General features: G+C 41.7%; 18 protein-coding genes. 13 read left to right on the top strand and 5 right to left on the bottom strand.

Annotation, left to right across the window (positions count from 1 at the left end):
• Positions 1–182 precede the first annotated feature (182 nt).
• Complete coding sequence (locus J8Z28_RS12085; RefSeq protein ID WP_250659499.1) at positions 183–1601, top strand: MATE family efflux transporter; 1419 nt, start codon at positions 183–185, stop codon at positions 1599–1601.
• A 70-nt stretch (positions 1602–1671) separates the two neighbouring features.
• A complete protein-coding gene (gene dapE, locus J8Z28_RS12080) occupies positions 1672–2850 on the top strand; it encodes a succinyl-diaminopimelate desuccinylase (protein ID WP_250659498.1) in 1179 nt (392 codons plus the stop codon).
• Positions 2851–2902: 52 nt separating this feature from the next.
• On the opposite strand, the gene olsF is transcribed toward dapE, so the two are convergent.
• The gene (olsF, locus tag J8Z28_RS12075; protein WP_250659497.1) at positions 2903–4621 is read right to left on the bottom strand and encodes a bifunctional ornithine lipid synthase OlsF; all 1719 of its coding nucleotides are present in this window, start codon (positions 4619–4621) and stop codon (positions 2903–2905) included.
• A 123-nt stretch (positions 4622–4744) separates the two neighbouring features.
• Between olsF and J8Z28_RS12070 the strand changes: the two genes are divergently transcribed.
• Together J8Z28_RS12070 and J8Z28_RS21855 are read left to right on the top strand one after the other, a co-directional pair.
• Positions 4745–5665 (top strand): 2-hydroxyacid dehydrogenase, encoded by a 921-nt coding sequence (locus J8Z28_RS12070; protein WP_054561917.1) that lies wholly within the window; start codon positions 4745–4747, stop codon positions 5663–5665.
• 97 nt (positions 5666–5762) lie between these two features.
• Complete coding sequence (locus J8Z28_RS21855; protein ID WP_258535966.1) at positions 5763–5897, top strand: hypothetical protein; 135 nt, start codon at positions 5763–5765, stop codon at positions 5895–5897.
• Positions 5898–5959: 62 nt separating this feature from the next.
• Here the strand turns inward: J8Z28_RS21855 and smrA are convergent, their stop codons facing one another.
• From smrA to J8Z28_RS12055, 3 genes are all read right to left on the bottom strand, one after another.
• Positions 5960–6541 carry a DNA endonuclease SmrA gene (smrA, locus tag J8Z28_RS12065; RefSeq protein WP_250659496.1) on the bottom strand — a complete coding sequence of 194 codons (582 nt, stop codon included), beginning with the start codon at positions 6539–6541 and terminating at the stop codon, positions 5960–5962.
• A gap of 148 nt (positions 6542–6689) precedes the next feature.
• Entirely contained in the window at positions 6690–6935 is a 246-nt protein-coding gene (locus J8Z28_RS12060; protein WP_054551958.1) for a hypothetical protein, read from the bottom strand.
• A gap of 100 nt (positions 6936–7035) precedes the next feature.
• Complete coding sequence (locus J8Z28_RS12055; protein ID WP_054561915.1) at positions 7036–7479, bottom strand: hypothetical protein; 444 nt, start codon at positions 7477–7479, stop codon at positions 7036–7038.
• A 151-nt stretch (positions 7480–7630) separates the two neighbouring features.
• On the opposite strand from J8Z28_RS12055, the gene J8Z28_RS12050 reads away from it, so the two are divergent.
• Positions 7631–8014: a response regulator gene (locus tag J8Z28_RS12050; RefSeq protein ID WP_250659495.1), complete on the top strand. Its 384-nt coding sequence runs from the start codon at positions 7631–7633 to the stop codon at positions 8012–8014.
• A gap of 261 nt (positions 8015–8275) precedes the next feature.
• Here the strand turns inward: J8Z28_RS12050 and rpsT are convergent, their stop codons facing one another.
• Positions 8276–8536 carry a 30S ribosomal protein S20 gene (gene rpsT, locus J8Z28_RS12045; protein ID WP_054561913.1) on the bottom strand — a complete coding sequence of 87 codons (261 nt, stop codon included), beginning with the start codon at positions 8534–8536 and terminating at the stop codon, positions 8276–8278.
• A gap of 243 nt (positions 8537–8779) precedes the next feature.
• Here rpsT and murJ point away from each other — a divergent pair, with 243 nt between their 5' ends.
• The 8 genes from murJ to J8Z28_RS12005 all read left to right on the top strand — a co-directional run bounded on the left by murJ (position 8780) and on the right by J8Z28_RS12005 (position 17858).
• The gene (gene murJ / locus J8Z28_RS12040) at positions 8780–10360 is read left to right on the top strand and encodes a murein biosynthesis integral membrane protein MurJ (RefSeq protein WP_268795220.1); all 1581 of its coding nucleotides are present in this window, start codon (positions 8780–8782) and stop codon (positions 10358–10360) included.
• A gap of 73 nt (positions 10361–10433) precedes the next feature.
• Complete coding sequence (gene ribF / locus J8Z28_RS12035) at positions 10434–11360, top strand: bifunctional riboflavin kinase/FAD synthetase (RefSeq protein WP_054561912.1); 927 nt, start codon at positions 10434–10436, stop codon at positions 11358–11360.
• Between the two features lie 25 nt (positions 11361–11385).
• On the top strand, positions 11386–14211 hold the full coding sequence (gene ileS / locus J8Z28_RS12030) for an isoleucine--tRNA ligase (RefSeq protein ID WP_250659494.1): 2826 nt from the start codon (positions 11386–11388) through the stop codon (positions 14209–14211).
• A gap of 9 nt (positions 14212–14220) precedes the next feature.
• Entirely contained in the window at positions 14221–14721 is a 501-nt protein-coding gene (gene lspA / locus J8Z28_RS12025; protein WP_054561910.1) for a signal peptidase II, read from the top strand.
• The gene (gene fkpB, locus J8Z28_RS12020; protein ID WP_239963899.1) at positions 14718–15158 is read left to right on the top strand and encodes an FKBP-type peptidyl-prolyl cis-trans isomerase; all 441 of its coding nucleotides are present in this window, start codon (positions 14718–14720) and stop codon (positions 15156–15158) included. Before lspA ends, fkpB begins: the two co-directional genes overlap by 4 nt.
• Positions 15158–16087, top strand: a complete 930-nt coding sequence (ispH, locus tag J8Z28_RS12015; protein ID WP_062564284.1) for a 4-hydroxy-3-methylbut-2-enyl diphosphate reductase — start codon at positions 15158–15160, stop codon at positions 16085–16087. Before fkpB ends, ispH begins: the two co-directional genes overlap by 1 nt.
• Positions 16088–16125: 38 nt before the next feature.
• The gene (locus tag J8Z28_RS12010; protein ID WP_250659493.1) at positions 16126–17151 is read left to right on the top strand and encodes a sensor histidine kinase; all 1026 of its coding nucleotides are present in this window, start codon (positions 16126–16128) and stop codon (positions 17149–17151) included.
• Complete coding sequence (locus J8Z28_RS12005; RefSeq protein ID WP_350338373.1) at positions 17148–17858, top strand: LytR/AlgR family response regulator transcription factor; 711 nt, start codon at positions 17148–17150, stop codon at positions 17856–17858. The genes J8Z28_RS12010 and J8Z28_RS12005 overlap by 4 nt, the downstream gene beginning before the upstream one ends.
• Positions 17859–18005: the final 147 nt, after the last annotated feature.

Here is an 18005-nt window from a genome sequence, read left to right as displayed (position 1 = left end):
TGAAGCGGACAAAACCTGTTCTAGATCAAAGTTTCAAAAATGTTTGAACTAAGTGAAGCCATTTATTGATTTAGATTAAGTTTTTAAACAGGTACAGCAAAAAAAAGATTGACTCTTATTGACTCTATATTCAGTTGCGGCTGGTAAACTAACAGGGTTATTTGCTTAATTAGGTGTTTTTCATGGCTGATCCGCAGCACTTATTTCTTCATGGCTCGATTTCAAAAGCGTTACTTAAATTAGGTATCCCGATCATCTTAATCAATATTTTGCAGTCTGCTTATCAGTTGACCGATGCATTTTGGGTAGGGCGCTTAGGGGCAGAACAAGTGGCTGCCGTTTCTGTCAGTATGCCCGTTACCTTTTTGGTGATTGCTATTGGCTCTGGTTTGGCAATGGCGGGCGCTATTTTATCCGCTCAATACATGGGAGCTGGTCAGCAAGATAAGGTAAACCATGTTGCTGCCCAAACTATGTTAATGGTGACAATTACCGCAACCATACTTGGTTTAATTGGCTATGTGCTTTCTCCTTACTTTTTGACTTTATTAGGTGTTGAAGATCAAGTGTTTGGTGATGCGCTTAAATTTATGCATGTATCTTTTATTGGCGTTGTGTTTGTATTTATTTATGCCATGTTTCAAGCCTTAATGCGTGGCATAGGGCAAACCAAGGTACCGCTTTATATTGTAAGCGCTACTGTATTAATCAATTTTGTGCTCGACCCTTTACTGATTTTTGGTTTTGGTGACTTTGCTGGATTTGGCGTAATGGGGGCTGCACTAGCCACACTAATCACGCAAAGCTTAGCGGCTGCAATCGGGGTATGGGTGTTTTTGCGAGGCCGCCACGGCATCCAACTTAAACTCTCTAGCTTTAAACCAGACTGGCAATATATGAAACAAGCCTTCTTTTTAGGGGCTCCTGGCTCGGTTGAACTTTCTGCGAGAGCCTTTGGCTTAATCATTATGTCGTTTTTGGTTGCCAGCTTTGGTACGCACACCATTGCCTCTTATGGTGTTGGTTCTAATATTTTACAAATGGTGATGATCCCTGCAATGGGTCTTTCAATGGCTGCTTCAACCTTGGTTGGTCAAAACATGGGGGCAAGAAATCCACAGCGTGCAGCACAAATAACACGTTTAGCCTCGCTTTGGGGATTACTAGGCCTAACATTAGTGGGCGTTGTTGCTTATCTGTTTGCTGAATACTTTGTGGCTTTTTTCATTCCTGATGATGAGTCTGTGATTGCTGGTGGCGCAGAGTTCATTCGCGTTATGTGTTTAACTTGGGGCGGAATAGGCGTGCAGCTTTGTGTGGTTGCTGCATTTAGGGCTTCAGGAAACATGCTCAATGCTATGGTTGTGTCACTGCTTTCGCAATGCGTTATTCAATTTCCTACCGCGTATATTTTGTCAAAGCATACTTCACTTGGACCACAGGGCATATGGTATTCGTTTGCTATTACTAATGTACTTGTGGCTATTATTACTTATCTTTGGTTCGCAGCTGGTCGTTGGCAGCGAACACAATTAACCAAAGAAGACAAAGATATTGCCAAGGTAACCCAAGAAACCCTCATTGAAGAAGGAAATCATTAATTTAAGTTTCACACTGCGGTCATAATCTCTCGTTGTAATAACCTAAGGTTTCTAACTGACTAGGGTTATTATGAGTTTGATATCAAATGCAGAGTTAGCAACGCACTTCTCGGTGCAATCAGATGTGGTAGAAACATTACAAACCTTGATCCGATTTAAATCGGTAACGCCTGCTCAAGCTGGTGCAATTGATTGGCTTGAAAGTAATTTAAGCCAGCTCGGCTTTGACTGTGAAGTATTTAGCTTTAATCATGTTACTAATTTAATTGCTAAAATCACCTTTGGTGATGGCCCTATCGTTGCTTTTTCTGGTCATATTGATGTGGTCCCTGCTGCAGAAGGTGATTGGCGAGTTGATCCTTTTAGTGGTGAGATAGTTGATGGCAATATCTATGGCCGTGGCGCAGCAGACATGAAAGGCGGCGTTGCTGCTATGCTTTGCGCAACAAAACGCTTTTTAGCGCAAAATAGCAATAAACGCGGCACATTTTACTGGTTAATTACCTCAGATGAAGAGGGCGAGGCTGAATACGGCTCTTTACTGATTGCTGAGCGGTTAGCAAAACAAGGTGTTGTGCTAGATGGTTGCTTAGTAGGCGAGCCGACGAGTCATTTGCATGTGGGTGATACCATTAAAAATGGCAGAAGAGGCGCTTTGTCTGCTCGATTATCTATTCAAGGTAAAGCTGGGCATGTTGCCTATCCAGCAAACACTATAAACGCAGCGCATTTAAGTGCAGAGGTTGTGAAGCGCCTAACGGCAATTAGTTGGCACAAAGATGAAGCTAGTTCGGCTACAACACTGCAAGTGACCGGAATTAATATTGCCAATGTGGTCGATAATCTTGTTCCTGCTCAATGTGAGCTCACGTTTAACGTACGTTATAGTCATGGCTACAAAAGTAAAGACGTTAAAGAAGAAATTCAGTTTGCATTGGCAGATCTAGCATCACAGCTAACGCTTGTTTGGGAACGCCCGTGTGAATCATTTTATACCCTGCATCAAGCAAGCAATTGCTTATTGCAGCAGCTTGAACAAGCCGTGCATGAAGTAACTGGCAGCTTCCCTATGCTTAGTACTAGTGGTGGCACATCAGATGGTCGCTTTTTTGCTAATGAGCACACGCAAGTGATTGAATGTGGAGTGCGAAACCATACCATTCACCAAGTTAATGAGCATGTTCCTATCGCAGATTTAAAAACTATTGAGCAAATATATCTAGCTGCACTTAGAAATATCTTTAATTAAAAAGAAAAAGCCGGCGAGCGTACCGACTTTTCTTTTAGCTATTTTATAACGACTATTCGCGTGTCTGCCCTAAGTATCGTTTGGCTTTACTCGCTTTCACTTTATCTAGGTCGACAAGCACTAAACCATCGATGCAGTTATTAAACTCAGGGTCGATGCTAAAACTTAAAAATTGTACGCCACCAGGTTCGCAAAGCTCGGTGTATTGTTTAAATAGGGTTGGGACTTGCGCGCCGATATTGGCAAGTACATGCTTAAGTTCAACAAAGTCTTCTTTAATATCATCCCCAGCAAATAGCTGAGCACATTGTTCTTTTTGTGATTCGGTATGGCGATATTCATTATTGGGGATAGCTAACACTTGTTTAGCACCATAATAATGCTGGTAATAATGAACGAGTAGTGATTTAGCTTGCTCGGGGAGTGCGTTAGATACGCTAACTGCGCCAAACAAATAGCGGTATTGCGGGTAGCGGTTCACAAATGCGCCAATGCCGAACCATAAATAATCTAAGCTCTTTCTGCCCCAGTACTTGGGTTGCACAAAGCTGCGACCAAGCTCAATGCCCTTTTCAAAATACGGCGTCATATCATTGCTGTAGCTAAATAGGCTATCGGTATATAAACCTTTACGGCCATGTTTTTCTATAATGTCTTGTGCGCAGGCAAGTCGGTATGCGCCGACTAGTTCAAGTTGCTTAGCATCCCACAGTACAAGGTGTTGATAATCCATGTCGTATTTATCTATATCTCGGCGTTTGCCACTGCCTTCACCGACTGCCCGAAACGCAATTTCACGTAGTCGTCCCAATTCACGAAAAATCGGTGAGCTACCACAGTATTGATATAAGTAAATTTTCATACCATCAGAGGTTTCTCCCAATAACTCACACTCTTCAATGGCTTTTTTTAGGTCTTTCGTTGCTTCTGGACTGGCAATAGGGGTTTGTGATTTTAACGGCAGAGGCTTTTTAGTGATAAGTCGATACAACTGCTTTCTTATCAGCTGAGCTATTTCTTTGTCTTTTAAATTCTCGATTAAATATGACTCAGGTGGGATGGACGCGCCAATTTCAAACTCTAATGATTTTTGTCGTTGTTTAAACATCTCTTTGACTAACAACAAACTGGCTAAGGGTTTGTAGATCATTGAGGTGCCGTAGAATAATGGGCTGTTTTTCGCTTTGATGTAAATAGGCAAAATAGGTGCGTTGGCCTTTTTCGCCATACGTAAAAAGCCAGTATTCCATTTACAGTCTTTAATGCCCGTTGGACTTAAACGTGACACCTCACCTGCAGGAAAGATTAATAACGCACCGTCTGATTTTAAATGCTGTTGGATATTAGCAAGCTCTTTCTTTTTGCTTGTACCAGAGAGGTTGTCAACGGGAAGGAGTAACGAGTGCATCGGAGTGATTGACATCAGCATGCGGTTTGCAACGACTTTTAAGTCAGGGCGAACACTTGATAAGACTTTTATTAGCGCTAATGCATCAAGAGAACCGATAGGGTGGTTAGCGACAATAACGACATTACCTTCACTAGGAATATGTTCCATCTGCTTTGGCTTGTAGCGCGTGTCAAAGTCTAGCTCATCAAGTACTTGCTCTACAAACTCAAGTCCTTGTAAGTGTGGGTATGCATCACCAAAGGCAACAAACTCTTGCTCGTGTAATAAATAACCCAAACCTTTCTTTACTAAGCCTTTTACTTTTGGTGAATTTTCTAACTGTGGTAAATTTGCTTCTATTACTTTATCAACACTGATCATACAAACCTCAAACATAAACGCATTCAGCGATGAGGTTAGGGTAAGAGTTCGCTGTGACAGTTAGGTTGCAGTTGTGTGACTTTTTAAAGAGCGCTTCGAGTACGAGGCAAAATGGAGAAGACAATGATTTTACTTGTAGCTGTAACTGGCCGAGATTGCAGCCAATTAATTGCCCGATTACAAGCGTTATTACCAGAGGTTGACGTGCAGCTTTGGTCTGAATGCACTGATTACCAAGCCGTGGAGTTTGTATTAGCTTGGAATGCCCCTGCTGATTTATGGCCTAAGCTGGTAAATTTAAAAGCGGTTTCTTCATTTGGGGCTGGCGTTGATAGCATCGACTTAACGAAGATAGCGGCGCACGTCCCCGTTGTTAGAATTGTTGATGATAATCTTGCGAATGATATGGCAGAGTACGTGTTGACCCATGTGTTGGCACACAAGCTGAGACTCAAAGAATATTATTTAAAACAATCAGCCAGTACTTGGAAGCCAAAGCGAGCGTATTCACATCAACATGTGGGTATTTTGGGTTATGGTGAACTCGGTAAAGCCTGTGCTAAGCGTTTACTCGCAAATGGCTTTAGAGTGAGTGCTTGGTCTAATAGTGAAAAACACGATGCTGAAGTAAGTACCTATTACACACAGCAGGGATTAGATGACATGCTTGGTCAAATTGATTATCTCGTGTGCTTGTTGCCACTTAACCAACACACTCAGGGTATCATTAACAAATCACTGCTAAGTAAATTGCAAAATCATGCGGTGCTTATTAATGTTGCCAGAGGCAAGCATGTTGTCGATGAAGATTTGCTTGAAGCACTTGATAGTGAGCAATTACGTGGCGCTACCCTTGATGTGTTCAGTGAAGAGCCTTTACCTAAGTCGCATGCTTACTGGTCTCATGAAAAGGTGACCTTAACACCTCACTGTGCTGCATTGTCAGATTTAGAGACTGTGACTTTGCAAATTGCGGGTAATGTCAAAAGATTAATTGAAGGTAAAAATCTAATAAATCAGGTTGATAGAACAAAAGGTTATTGACACATTACAAATTAGTTTAATATACAGCTTGTTAACATCTGTAACTTTGCTATTCTGTTGTTGCTCAATAAAAAAACAACAATAAAAAAGAGGCGTTATGAAATCTAATCAAGGTGGAGCTAAATTTAGTCTAGTCGTAGTGTCAGTAATCGTTCTTGGTGTTTCAGCATGGTTTAATCAAGCGAATGCGTCGGAGCAGCCAGCTCAGGCTATTGAAGTAAGCCAATCATAACCAACCAATCACAGTTAATATGTGCAGCATGTTTTTATGCTGCACTTCAATCACTTATTCTATTAACTTCTTTTTGAATGGATTTCTCTGTTCTCGTGTTTCTTCTCGTCTGACTTTTTAATCATCACATACGTCGCACCGCTACTACCATGATGCTTAAGGGCGCTATGAAAGGCTAAAACCGCTGGAATTTCTTGCAGCCACTTATTGGTATAGCTCTTTAAAATACCCGGCTGTGATTTATTTTTGATACCAATACCATGGCGAATTAGTACGACACGAATATTTCGTTTATGGCAGTCATCAATAAAATTAAAAAGCGTACTGCGCGCTCGTTGAAGAGGCTGGCCATGCAAATCAAGCGTGGCATCGAGTTGATATTTAGCTAAGCGCAGGTTTTTATATACTTGGCCTTGTACGCCATCTTTTTTAAATGCCAATATGGCATGAGGATCTAATAGCTCAACGAATTCAGTACGTAAATAGTTTTCATCAATTGCTAAATCACACTCAGCTGCTTTACGTTTTTCTTGTTGCGCTAAAGAAGGGCCCTGTTTCGTAGAATCAAATTGAACAGTGTCATGCTTAAGAGGTTTTACGTCTTCCATTGATGAGAGAAATAAGTCGAAGTCGTTTAATGACATAAGGTACCTCCAAATTATTTATATACGCCATTAATGGTATCTCAGTTCAATCATTTTGTAAGTAAAAAAAAGCCCAAGCAGAGGACTGCTTGGGCATAAAAGCTGATAGATGGGATAGCCTATTCTATCAATTTATCTTAGGAGAAGATTAACCTTGATTGATATTCAATTGGCCAAATGTGTAGACCTTGAATAAATAAAATGTGTTGATCAACACCAAGCTCATATTTGAGATAACGCTTGATGACATCAGATCTAAACTAAACGATAAAAATAATAAACTACACGCGCTAATCGCTGCAAAACGCAGTAATGTAAGCTGGTTAATAAAAAATGCACCTAGTCCTAGTGCAAGTAACGTTAAGTTTAAAAGCCAATCTAGCTCGTTTAGCATGGTCGTATCTGATCGTGTCTGTGTTGAAAAAGGAGCGCCATTATGGTGATCTTTTACACAGCTTTCAACCAAGTAATTTTAAATTTTCGGATTAGATTTTTTAATCCATTATTAGCTTTTTCATGGCAGCAAAAAAACCACTTTGCTCTGTCACGCGATACTTCTGGCAGGTATCTGGTTTGCGCTTATCCTGGCACAGGTAAATAATGTTGCGGCTTAGGTCTGCACGGGGGCTGAGGGTTGAATCAAATAAGTTTGCACCATAACCAAAAACCCCTGGCCAAAATACACTTTGCGAGACCATACCTAGCTTTTCATAAGTGATTAACACAGGTTTGGGCGTAATTAGCAGAATTAATACAACTGCTGCTAGCGCATACCATCGTGTTTTACTTTTTTTAAGTTCGACTTCAGGAACGCTTTGCTGCGCAGCTTGTGCACGCGCTTGTTGCTGGGGGGCTGGTCTTTGGCGCTTTGCTTGTGTTGGTTTTTTTCGTGCAGGTGTTTTACCAAGCAAAGATTGTTTTTTTATTTTATTAGACATAAAGCTTATCTGGCCTTTTAAACATAGGTCTCTATAATGAGATTATAACGAAGTTTTTGATATAATAGTCAAATTCAAATCACTTATAGCTTAAATGCGTTACACTCTACAGTGCAATGAGTGTTTATCTTCATAGTTTAAGAGGAATAGTATGGATACGCAGCTTTCAATTCTTATTGTGGACGACGTAGGCACAGTTCGCAGTTTTTTAAATCAAACATTAATGCACCTAGGTATCGATAATGTGCGTGAGGCTTCTACGGCCGCGCAGTGTTTAAGCGCATGTAAAGAAAAAGAGTTCAATATTATCTTTTTAGATATTGAATTACCCGATGGTGACGGCAAAGAGATTATCTCGCAAATCAACGAAATTTCGCCTGAAGAAAACGTAGTAATGGTTTCAGCCCATTCAACAGTAGAAAACGTTAAAGAAGCGATTGAGAAGGGCGCTAAAGGGTTTGTAGTAAAACCTTTCACACCTAAGAAGATTGCCGCTATGCTGAAAAAGTTTTATCCAGAGCTCGAAATTGTCTAGTTAACAACTTTAATGAGGCATATAGAACACGAGCCTTTTATACCAACCCGCAATAATACTTAATCATTTTGAGGGATTAAACCTGTCGCTAACTGCGTTAAAAATTTCTCTTTTAGAACAACTAAATAACGAAATTTTTGCCTTTTTATCAACGAGGTTTTATTGCCTCAAAATAGACTACTTAATTAAGCGGATTGGTATTAAATTACAGATAAAAAAAAACCGGCAAAAGCCGGTTTTTTCATATTCATCAAAAACAAATTATAGCGCTTTGATTTTAGCTGCTAAACGGCTCTTATGACGAGCTGCTTTGTTCTTGTGGATTAGACCTTTAGTTGCGTAACGGTCTAGGATAGGTGTTGCAACAGCGAATGCCGCTTGTGCAGCTTCTTTGTCGCCCGCTTCAATAGCAGTAACTACTTTTTTGAAGTAAGTACGCATCATTGAACGACGGCTTGCGTTATGTTGACGATTTTTTTCGCTCGTAATAGCGCGTTTTTTTGCAGACTTGATGTTAGCCAAGGTTTGCTCCTAACAATCTTAAAATAAGCTTAATTTAAAGGCCGTGGAATATGCCTGTTTTTATCATGAATGTCAACGAAATTTTGACATCTCAAGAAAAACTGCTCCTTATAACGAACATCAATTTGCCGCTTTAGCAGTTAATATCGCCATTGTAACAAAGGGTCGGGTTCGAGCCTAGTGCTTTAAAGATATTTTAGGCATAATCGCCCATCTTAGAAGTTTTTTGATAATGGGTTTAAGGTGGCAAAAGGATTATTTCGTTCTGGGATGATTGTTAGTGCAATGACGATGATCTCGCGTATTTTAGGGTTAGTACGAGATGCTGTTGTGGCAAATCTGCTAGGTGCCAGTGCTGCTGCGGATGTGTTTTTATTTGCCAATCGAATTCCTAACTTTTTAAGACGTTTGTTTGCCGAAGGTGCCTTTGCTCAAGCTTTTGTGCCGGTTTTATCTGAGATAAAAGAACAACAAGGCGATGATAAAGTGAGGCTGTTTGTAGCTCAAGCAGCCGGTACCCTAGGTACTATTTTATTAATTGTTACTTTGTTTGGGGTTGTTGCCTCTCCTGTGATAGCGGCCTTATTTGGTACTGGCTGGTTTATCGATTGGTGGCAAGGAGGCGAAAATGCAGAAAAGTTCGTACTGGCTAGTGCACTGTTAAAGCTGACTTTCCCTTATTTATTTTTTGTGAGTCTGGTTGCCTTAAGTGGTGCGGTTATGAACGTATATAATCGTTTTGCTGTGGCTGCATTTACGCCTGTGCTGTTAAATGTATCAATTATCACGTGTGCTGTTTTTCTACACGATAAATTTTCGGTGGGGGCATACGCGCTTGCCATCGGCGTGTTTGTAGGGGGCTTAGTACAGTTATTATTCCAGTTGCCATTTTTGTATCGTGCCCGCATGTTGAGCCGCCCTAAATGGGGCTGGCAAGATGAAAACGTTAAGAAAGTCCGAAAACTCATGCTACCAGCCTTGTTTGGCGTGTCTATCAGTCAAATAAACCTGTTACTCGACACTATGATCGCCTCAATGTTGATGACCGGCTCTATCGCGTGGCTTTATTACTCTGACCGTTTAATTGAGTTTCCTCTTGGTTTATTCGGTATCGGTATCGCGACGGTCATATTGCCTGCATTGTCTAAGTTACATAGCACCAATAGCACAAAAGATTTTCAACTAACCCTCGATTGGGGGGTGAGGTTTGTAATTTTCTTAGGCTTGCCGGCCATGTTTGGCTTAATGGTGATAAGCCCGCTCATTATTACGGTTTTATTTGATCATGGTGCGTTTCAAAACGGTGAAATTGATCATGTAAAAGCGGTAAGTTACGGTGTGATGGCCTACTCAGTGGGACTGGTTAGCTTTATGTTAATCAAGGTGTTAGCTCCAGGTTTTTATTCACGTCAAGATACTAAAACTCCAGTAAAAATAGGCATTAAAACACTGGTGTTAAATATGGTGTTTAACATTATGCTAGCTCCATTTATTGGCTATTTGGGGTTAGCGTTAGCAACCGCGATGTCGGCCAGTTGTAATGCCTATTTGTTGTACCATCAACTACGTAAAGAAGGCGTTTATCAGTTTTCTGCGATGAGCCTTGGCTTCACCTTTAAGTGTTTGTTTTCAAGTTTATTAATGGCTGCTGCAGTGTGGTATGTTGGCCAGCAATTTGCGTGGAAAACATGGTACTTTACTGAACAAGTGCTGCTGTTGAGTGGGTTATTAGTGCTGGCGGTTTTTGTTTACTTTGCGGCCTTATTCATTTTAGGTGTGCGACTAAATACGATAAAAAGTGTTGCAACTACTGAATCAAACTAAAAAAAAGATTATAATCGGCGCTTCAAGCCCGATATCAATGTTTTGGGCTCGCTGATAAAGGCAAAAAGGTGGCATGGAGTTAATTAGAGGTATTCACAATATTCGCGCGCAGCATTATGGCTGTGTGTTGACCATTGGTAATTTTGATGGCGTGCACTTAGGTCATGCAGAAGTGATTAAAGGCTTGCTGCAAGACGCAGAAAAGCATCAATTGCCAAGTACCGTGATGTTATTTGAGCCTCAGCCACAAGAGTTTTTTGCTAAAGATAATGCACCCGCGCGTTTAACTCGACTACGTGATAAGCTCAGTTTGCTTGCTAAATTAGGCGTGGAGCGAGTGATTTGCATTAGCTTTAATCAGCAATTTGCCAACATGGAAGCAGAACAGTTTGTCAGCCAAGTACTGGTTGAAAAACTAGGCGTTAAGGCATTAACTGTTGGTGATGACTTTTGTTTTGGCAAACGTCGTCGTGGTGATTTTGCATTACTAAAAACCATGGGCACTGAGCTGAACATGGATGTGAAAAGTACTGCAAGTTTTCGCAGACTCAATGATAGAGTTAGTAGTACCCTTATTCGCCATGCGCTTGCTGCAGGGCAATTAGAAGATGCAAAAACCATGTTAGGTCATGGTTATGCGATTTCTGGACGTGTTATTCATGGCTGGGCGAAAGGTCGTGAATTAGGGTTCAGAACTGCCAACATAGCTCTAAAACGCCAAGTATGCCCTGTAAATGGGGTATTTGCGGTACGAGCTAAAGTTGGTGATAAAGAATTATATGGGGTTGCAAATATTGGCAACAAACCCACATTTAATGGAACACGCGCATTGTTAGAAGTTCATCTTTTCGACTTTGCGCAAGACATTTACGGACAATTTATGCACGTGGAGCTAATTAAAAAGCTTCGCGATGAGAAAAAATTCGAGACATTAACACAACTGACGGCGCAGATTGCAGATGATGTAACCGCCGCTAAGCAGTGTTTTGGTTTAAATTAGGTAGCCGATACGGAAAGTAGGATTAATGAGCGACTACAAACATACTTTGAATTTACCGGAAACAGCGTTTCCAATGCGCGGCAATTTGGCACAACGTGAACCAAAGATGCTTAAGACATGGTATGAAGACGATCTTTACGGTCAAATTCGCAGCGCTAAAAAAGGTAAAAAAACCTTCATTTTGCATGACGGTCCTCCGTATGCAAACGGTGATATCCATTTAGGCCACTCGGTAAACAAAATTCTTAAAGATATTATTGTTAAGTCAAAAACTTTGTCTGACTTCGACGCACCTTACGTGCCGGGTTGGGACTGTCACGGTTTACCAATTGAATTAATGGTTGAAAAGAAAGTAGGCAAGCCAGGCGTGAAGGTGTCTGCTGCTGAGTTCCGTGAAAAATGTCGCGCATACGCAAAAAAACAAGTCGAAGGTCAAAAAACAGACTTTAAACGTCTTGGTGTATTTGGTGACTGGGACAAGCCTTACTTAACAATGAACTTTGACTTTGAAGCGAATGCAATTCGCGTACTTGGTCGCATCATTAAAAATGGTCACTTACACAAAGGTGCTAAGCCTGTTCACTGGTGTACAGATTGTGGTTCAGCACTTGCTGAAGCGGAAGTTGAATACCAAGATAAACAGTCTCCAGCAATCGATGTGCGTTTTCAGTTTGCTGATCAAGATGCTGTAATCAATGCGTTTGAACTTGCTGAAGGCCATGAAGGTACAGGTGCAGTTAGTACAGTGATCTGGACGACAACACCTTGGACATTACCAGCTAACCGTGCAGTAGCGGTTCACGAAAAGCTTGAATATGCTCTTGTTCAAATTGATGATGAAGGTGCACAGCAACGTCTAATTTTAGGTTCTGAGCTAGTTAAAGATGCTATGGACCGTTATGGCTTTAAACATTACCACGTACTCGGTTATGTAAAAGGCGCTGCACTTGAGAACTTACAAGTTGCTCACCCATTCTATGACTTCACAGTGCCTGTGATTGTTGCTGATCACGTAACGACTGATTCTGGTACTGGTGTTGTTCATACTGCACCTGGTCATGGTCAAGAGGATTTCGCGGCAGGTCTTGCTTATGGTTTAGAAGTAGCTAATCCGGTTGGGGCTAACGGTGTTTACTTACCTGACACACCAATGTTTGCAGGTCAGCACGTATTTAAAGCGAATGCGAGCGTTATTGACGTATTAACTGAAAACAATGCGTTATTGCATCATCATGCACTTACGCACAGCTACCCACATTGCTGGCGTCATAAAACTCCTATTATCTTCCGTGCTACGCCACAGTGGTTCGTAAGTATGGACCAAGCTAACCTTCGTCAAGATTCATTAAGCGAAATCAAAAAGACTGAGTGGTTACCTGAGTGGGGCGAGAGCCGCATTGCAAACATGGTTGAAGGCCGTCCTGATTGGTGTATTTCACGTCAACGTACATGGGGTGTGCCAATTGCATTATTCGTTGATAAAGACACTGGTGTGCTTCATCCGAATACCGAAGAGCTAATTGAAGAAGCTGCGAAATTGGTTGAAAAATCAGGTATTCAAGCTTGGTATGACTTAGATCCAGCAACCTTACTTGGCGATGACGCTGAGCAATACATGAAAGTACAAGATACGCTAGATGTATGGTTTGACTCAGGTGTGACTCACGCATGTGTGGTTGATGCACGTGAAGATTTAACCGGTCCTGCTGATCTTTACTTAGAAGGTTCTGATCAACACCGTGGTTGGTTTATGTCGTCAATGATGACATCGGTTGCTATTAATGGTCATGCGCCATATAAGCAAGTGCTAACACATGGTTTCACGGTTGATGAAAATGGCCGTAAGATGTCTAAATCATTAGGCAACGTAATTTCGCCACAAAACGTGATGAACAAACTAGGTGCTGACATCTTACGTTTATGGGTTGCATCAACTGATTTTACAGCTGAAATGACTGTATCTGATGAAATCTTTAAGCGTTCAGCAGACCGTTATCGTCGTATTCGTAACACGAGCCGTTACTTACTTGCGAACTTAAATGGTTTTGATCCAAAAACTGATCAAGTTGCTATTGAAGACATGGTTGAGCTTGACCGTTGGATTGTGGGCCGTGCAGCTGAACTTCAAGATGAAATCTTAGCGGCTTACGACAAGTATCAAATGCTACTTGTAACGCAAAAGCTAATGAACTTCTGTACTGGTGAGCTTGGTTCGTTCTACCTAGACGTAATCAAAGATCGTCAATACACAGCGAAAAGCGACAGCCACGCGCGTCGTTCATGTCAAACTGCGCTTTACCATATTGCTGAAGCAATGACGCGTTGGATGGCACCGATCTTAAGCTTCACCGCGCAAGAAATCTGGGAAGCATTACCAGGTGAGCGTGACAAATTTGTATTCACTTCAGTGTGGTACGATGGCTTGCAAGCCTCTTCACAAGGTAAGTTCAGCAACGATGATTGGTTAACAATCCTTAACGTGCGTGATGAAGTAAACCGTGTACTAGAAGCAGCTCGTAAAGAAGAAGTTATTGGTGCAACTCTACAAGCAAACGTAAACATTTATGCAGGTGAAGAGCTAAGCGCGAAATTAGCTGCATTAGGTGATGAACTGCGCTTTGTACTATTAACGTCAGGCGTAACCGTTGAAACTGTGACAGCACAGCCAGAAGATACGCAAGCTACAGAAATTGATGGCTTATACATTAAAGTTGCTGCAACAACCGCTGAAAAATGTGAGCGTTGTTGGCATTACTGTGATGATGTAGGTGCTGATCCTGCTCACCCTGAGATCTGTGGCCGTTGTGTAAGCAATGTTGATGGCGATGGTGAACAGCGTCAGTTCGCATAGGAGTTGTTTGTGAGCAAACTAGCCGGAAAAAGTGGCTTGGTTTGGTTATGGCTTAGTCTACTACTTTTGGTAGTAGACTATGCGACAAAATCACTTGTCGTTAGTACCATGGCCTACGAAGAGTCGATTGATATTCTGCCGTTTTTTAATTTCACTTATGTACATAATTATGGTGCAGCCTTCAGCTTTTTAAGTGATTCAGGTGGCTGGCAGCGTTGGTTCTTTAGTTTGATTGCAGTGTCGATCAGTGTGCTTTTAGTGTGGTGGCTGAAACGCTTACCAGCGTCTAATAAAGTATTATGTTCTGCTTATGCGTTAGTATTAGCCGGTGCGATTGGCAACTTATACGACCGCATAGCTTATGGCTATGTCATTGACTTCCTGCATGTATATTACGAAAACTGGCACTTTCCTGTTTTTAATATTGCCGATTGTGCAATTTGTATCGGTGCCGCATTACTTTTATTTGATGCCTTCACAGGCGAAAGTCCTAAGGAGCAACAAGCATGAGCCAAGCTGTAATTGGTGAAAACTCTGAAGTGATCTTTCATTTCTCAATTAAGTTAGAAGATGGCTCAGCAGCCGATTCAACTAAGGTACATAATAAACCTGCAAAATTGCGAATGGGTGATGGTAGCCTGACAGAAAACTTTGAAAAGTGTTTACTCGGTTTAGCGGCTGGTGACAGTAAGTCATTTGCATTAGAGCCAGAAGATGCATTTGGTCAGCCAAACCCAGATAACATTTATTATGTTGACCGCAGTAAGTTTGGTGCAGACACTCCAGCTGAAGTAGGTAATATTATTGCCTTTACTCAGCCTGATGGCACTGAGCTTCCGGGTCTTGTTCGTGAAGTCCAAGGTGACTCAGTCACGATTGACTTCAACCACCCTCTTGCAGGGCAGCGATTAACCTTTGAAGTTGATATTTTAGAGGTAACAGGCTAATGGACATTTTATTAGCAAATCCACGTGGCTTTTGCGCAGGTGTAGACCGTGCAATTAGCATTGTGGAGCGTGCACTGGATATCTTTGAAAAGCCAATTTATGTGCGCCATGAAGTCGTTCACAACCGATATGTTGTTGATGGCTTAAAAAATCGCGGTGCTGTGTTTGTTGAAGAGCTAGATCAGGTTCCTGACGACAGCATTGTTATCTTCAGTGCGCATGGTGTATCGCAGGCAGTTCGTAGTGAAGCAAAACGCCGCGACCTTAAAGTGTTCGATGCCACTTGCCCACTGGTAACAAAAGTACATATGGAAGTAACACGCGCAAGTCGTAAAGGCACTGAGTGCGTGTTAATTGGTCACCATGGTCATCCTGAAGTAGAAGGCACAATGGGGCAGTACGACAACGAAGCGGGTGGTATTTACTTAGTAGAAACCCCTGAAGATGTTGCTGGCCTAACGGTTAAAAACCCTGAAAACCTGTTTTACTGTAGCCAAACGACGTTATCTGTAGATGATACGGCAGATGTGATTGATGCACTTCGCACTAAGTTTCCGGCAATTGATGGCCCGCGTAAAGATGACATTTGTTATGCTACGCAGAACCGTCAAGATGCAGTCCGTGACTTAGCAGATAAAGTGGATGTGCTGCTTGTAGTAGGGGCTAAAAATAGCTCTAACTCAAATCGTTTACGTGAACTTGCTGACAAAATGGGCACCACTGCTTATTTAATTGATGATGCGAGTAATGTTGAAGCGGATTGGTTCAACAGTGTCAATGCAGTGGGTGTGACTGCAGGTGCATCTGCACCAGAAGTTTTAGTTCAACAAGTAATTGCTCGTCTAAAAGAATTGGGTGGTAATCAAGTTGTTGAAAATCCAGGTGAAGAAGAGAACATAGTATTTGCCGTTCCTGTTGAGCTACGCTAATCTAAGCAAATAGTAGTCAACAGTTAAAAGAGGAGCCCATGAGCAAACAGCCTAATTCTAACGGCTTGCTGATTGCGGCTCTTTTTCAATCTCGCGGTGTCCTTGCCACACTGATCGTCAGCCAAGTCATCGCTATTTTGCTCGCTTTTTCACCCATGAGCTTAGGTGATGTTTGGTTACGCCTTGCTATATTTAGTTGCTTTTTACATCTAATCTTTCTTTCAAGCTTGTCGTTACTGTATGTGTGCCGAGCCTTACTTACAAAGCTGTCACATTCAAAGCAGCTATTCATTCTGATATTCACGTTACTGGCATTAACGTATGTTTTTAGCTGGCTGTTTTTGTCAATGTTTTCAGATGTGTTCCCTATGGAGTCGAGGGTTAGCTTTATTGTCAGCAATTTACTGATCATATTTTTGGTCACAGCGTTATTCAGCCAATTCCTGCTTATTCATAATCAAAAAGAGCAGCAAACGAAAGCGTTAGCGCAGGCTGAGCTTGATGCCTTACAAGCAAGAATTCGCCCCCACTTTTTGTTTAATAGTTTAAACACTGCTGCTGAGCTTACCCATTATGATGCTGAGGCGGCTGAACAAGCAATTTTGGCGCTGGCGGCGCTGTCGCAGGCCGCAATGCGTAGCGGTAAAGCCATAAAGCTTGCTGATGAAATCACTTTGTGCCAGCAGTATGTGGCACTTGAACGTTGGCGCTATGGCGAACGCCTAGCATTAAGCTGGCAATTACCTGACGCGTTGCCAGACATTGATATTCCGTGTTTAACAATACAGCCAATTATTGAAAATGCGGTATTTTATGGTGTAGAGCCTGCAGAGCAGGGCAATATTTCTGTCGAGATGCATCAATCGGATAAAGCTTATACCTTCCTTATAACGAATCCTGTAGCTTCACAAGTGAGCCATTCGCGGACAGGTAATGGTATGGCACTGGATAATATTCGCCAACGTTTGGCGCTTTTCTATCAACAAAAAGCGCAACTTACGACGACTATCCGTGAGGGAATTTTTAGAGTGAAGTTGGTTATACCAAAGCAGAGGGGCGCATGATAAAAGTATTGATTGCTGATGATGAGCCTTTAGCAAGGGCGCGTATCAAACGTTTATTATCTGCAAACGAGGGTTGCACTATTGTTGGTGAAGCAAGTAATGGTGAGCAAGCAATTGAACTTTGTAAGCAACTACAGCCCGATTTAGTGATGCTTGATATTAATATGCCTAAGCAGTCTGGCCTTGAAGTGGCCGCAGAGCTAAAACAGTTTTCGATCCCGCCTGCAGTTATGTTTTTAACGGCCCATTCAGAACATGCTCTAACTGCATTTGAGCTCGCTGTTGATGGCTATTTAGTTAAACCTGTGTCTGAGCAGGCATTAATCAAAGCAATGACGCAACTGAGTAAATTAAACCGTACTCAAGTAACCGCCCCCGAAAATAACTACATTAGTTATCAACTTGCAGGTGTAATACGACGAGTCAATTTAGATGATGTGGTTTGCTGTATCGCAGAGCAAAAATATACCCGAGTAGTGTTTTTTGAAGGTGAGGCACTTGTTGAGCAAAGTTTAAAGCAACTAGAGCAAACCTATCCGCTGCAGCTACTTAGAATTCACCGAAATACACTTGTGAATAAGCAACATATTGTTAGCCTTAATAGGCCATCTTCAGGTGGGCATACTGTTACAATGAAGCAGTTTGAGGAGCCTTTGGCAGTTAGTCGCCGAGAGCTTAAAAATGTTAAAGCTGTAATGGGTAAATAATAACAATCTTCATTGCAGCATCTTATCTTCAATAATTACTTTCTTTATTAGTCATTATCTAACTTTGAGCAAAGTTTAAGTACCGTTTATCGCTCATTTTGACCGCTCGTCCATATACAGATTGTTATTTATTTGTGCCGTAATACT

Source organism: Pseudoalteromonas sp. SCSIO 43088, from assembly GCF_023650795.1.
GTDB classification, from domain to species: domain Bacteria; phylum Pseudomonadota; class Gammaproteobacteria; order Enterobacterales; family Alteromonadaceae; genus Pseudoalteromonas; species Pseudoalteromonas shioyasakiensis.
This window is presented reverse-complemented; position numbering and strand designations above follow the sequence as displayed.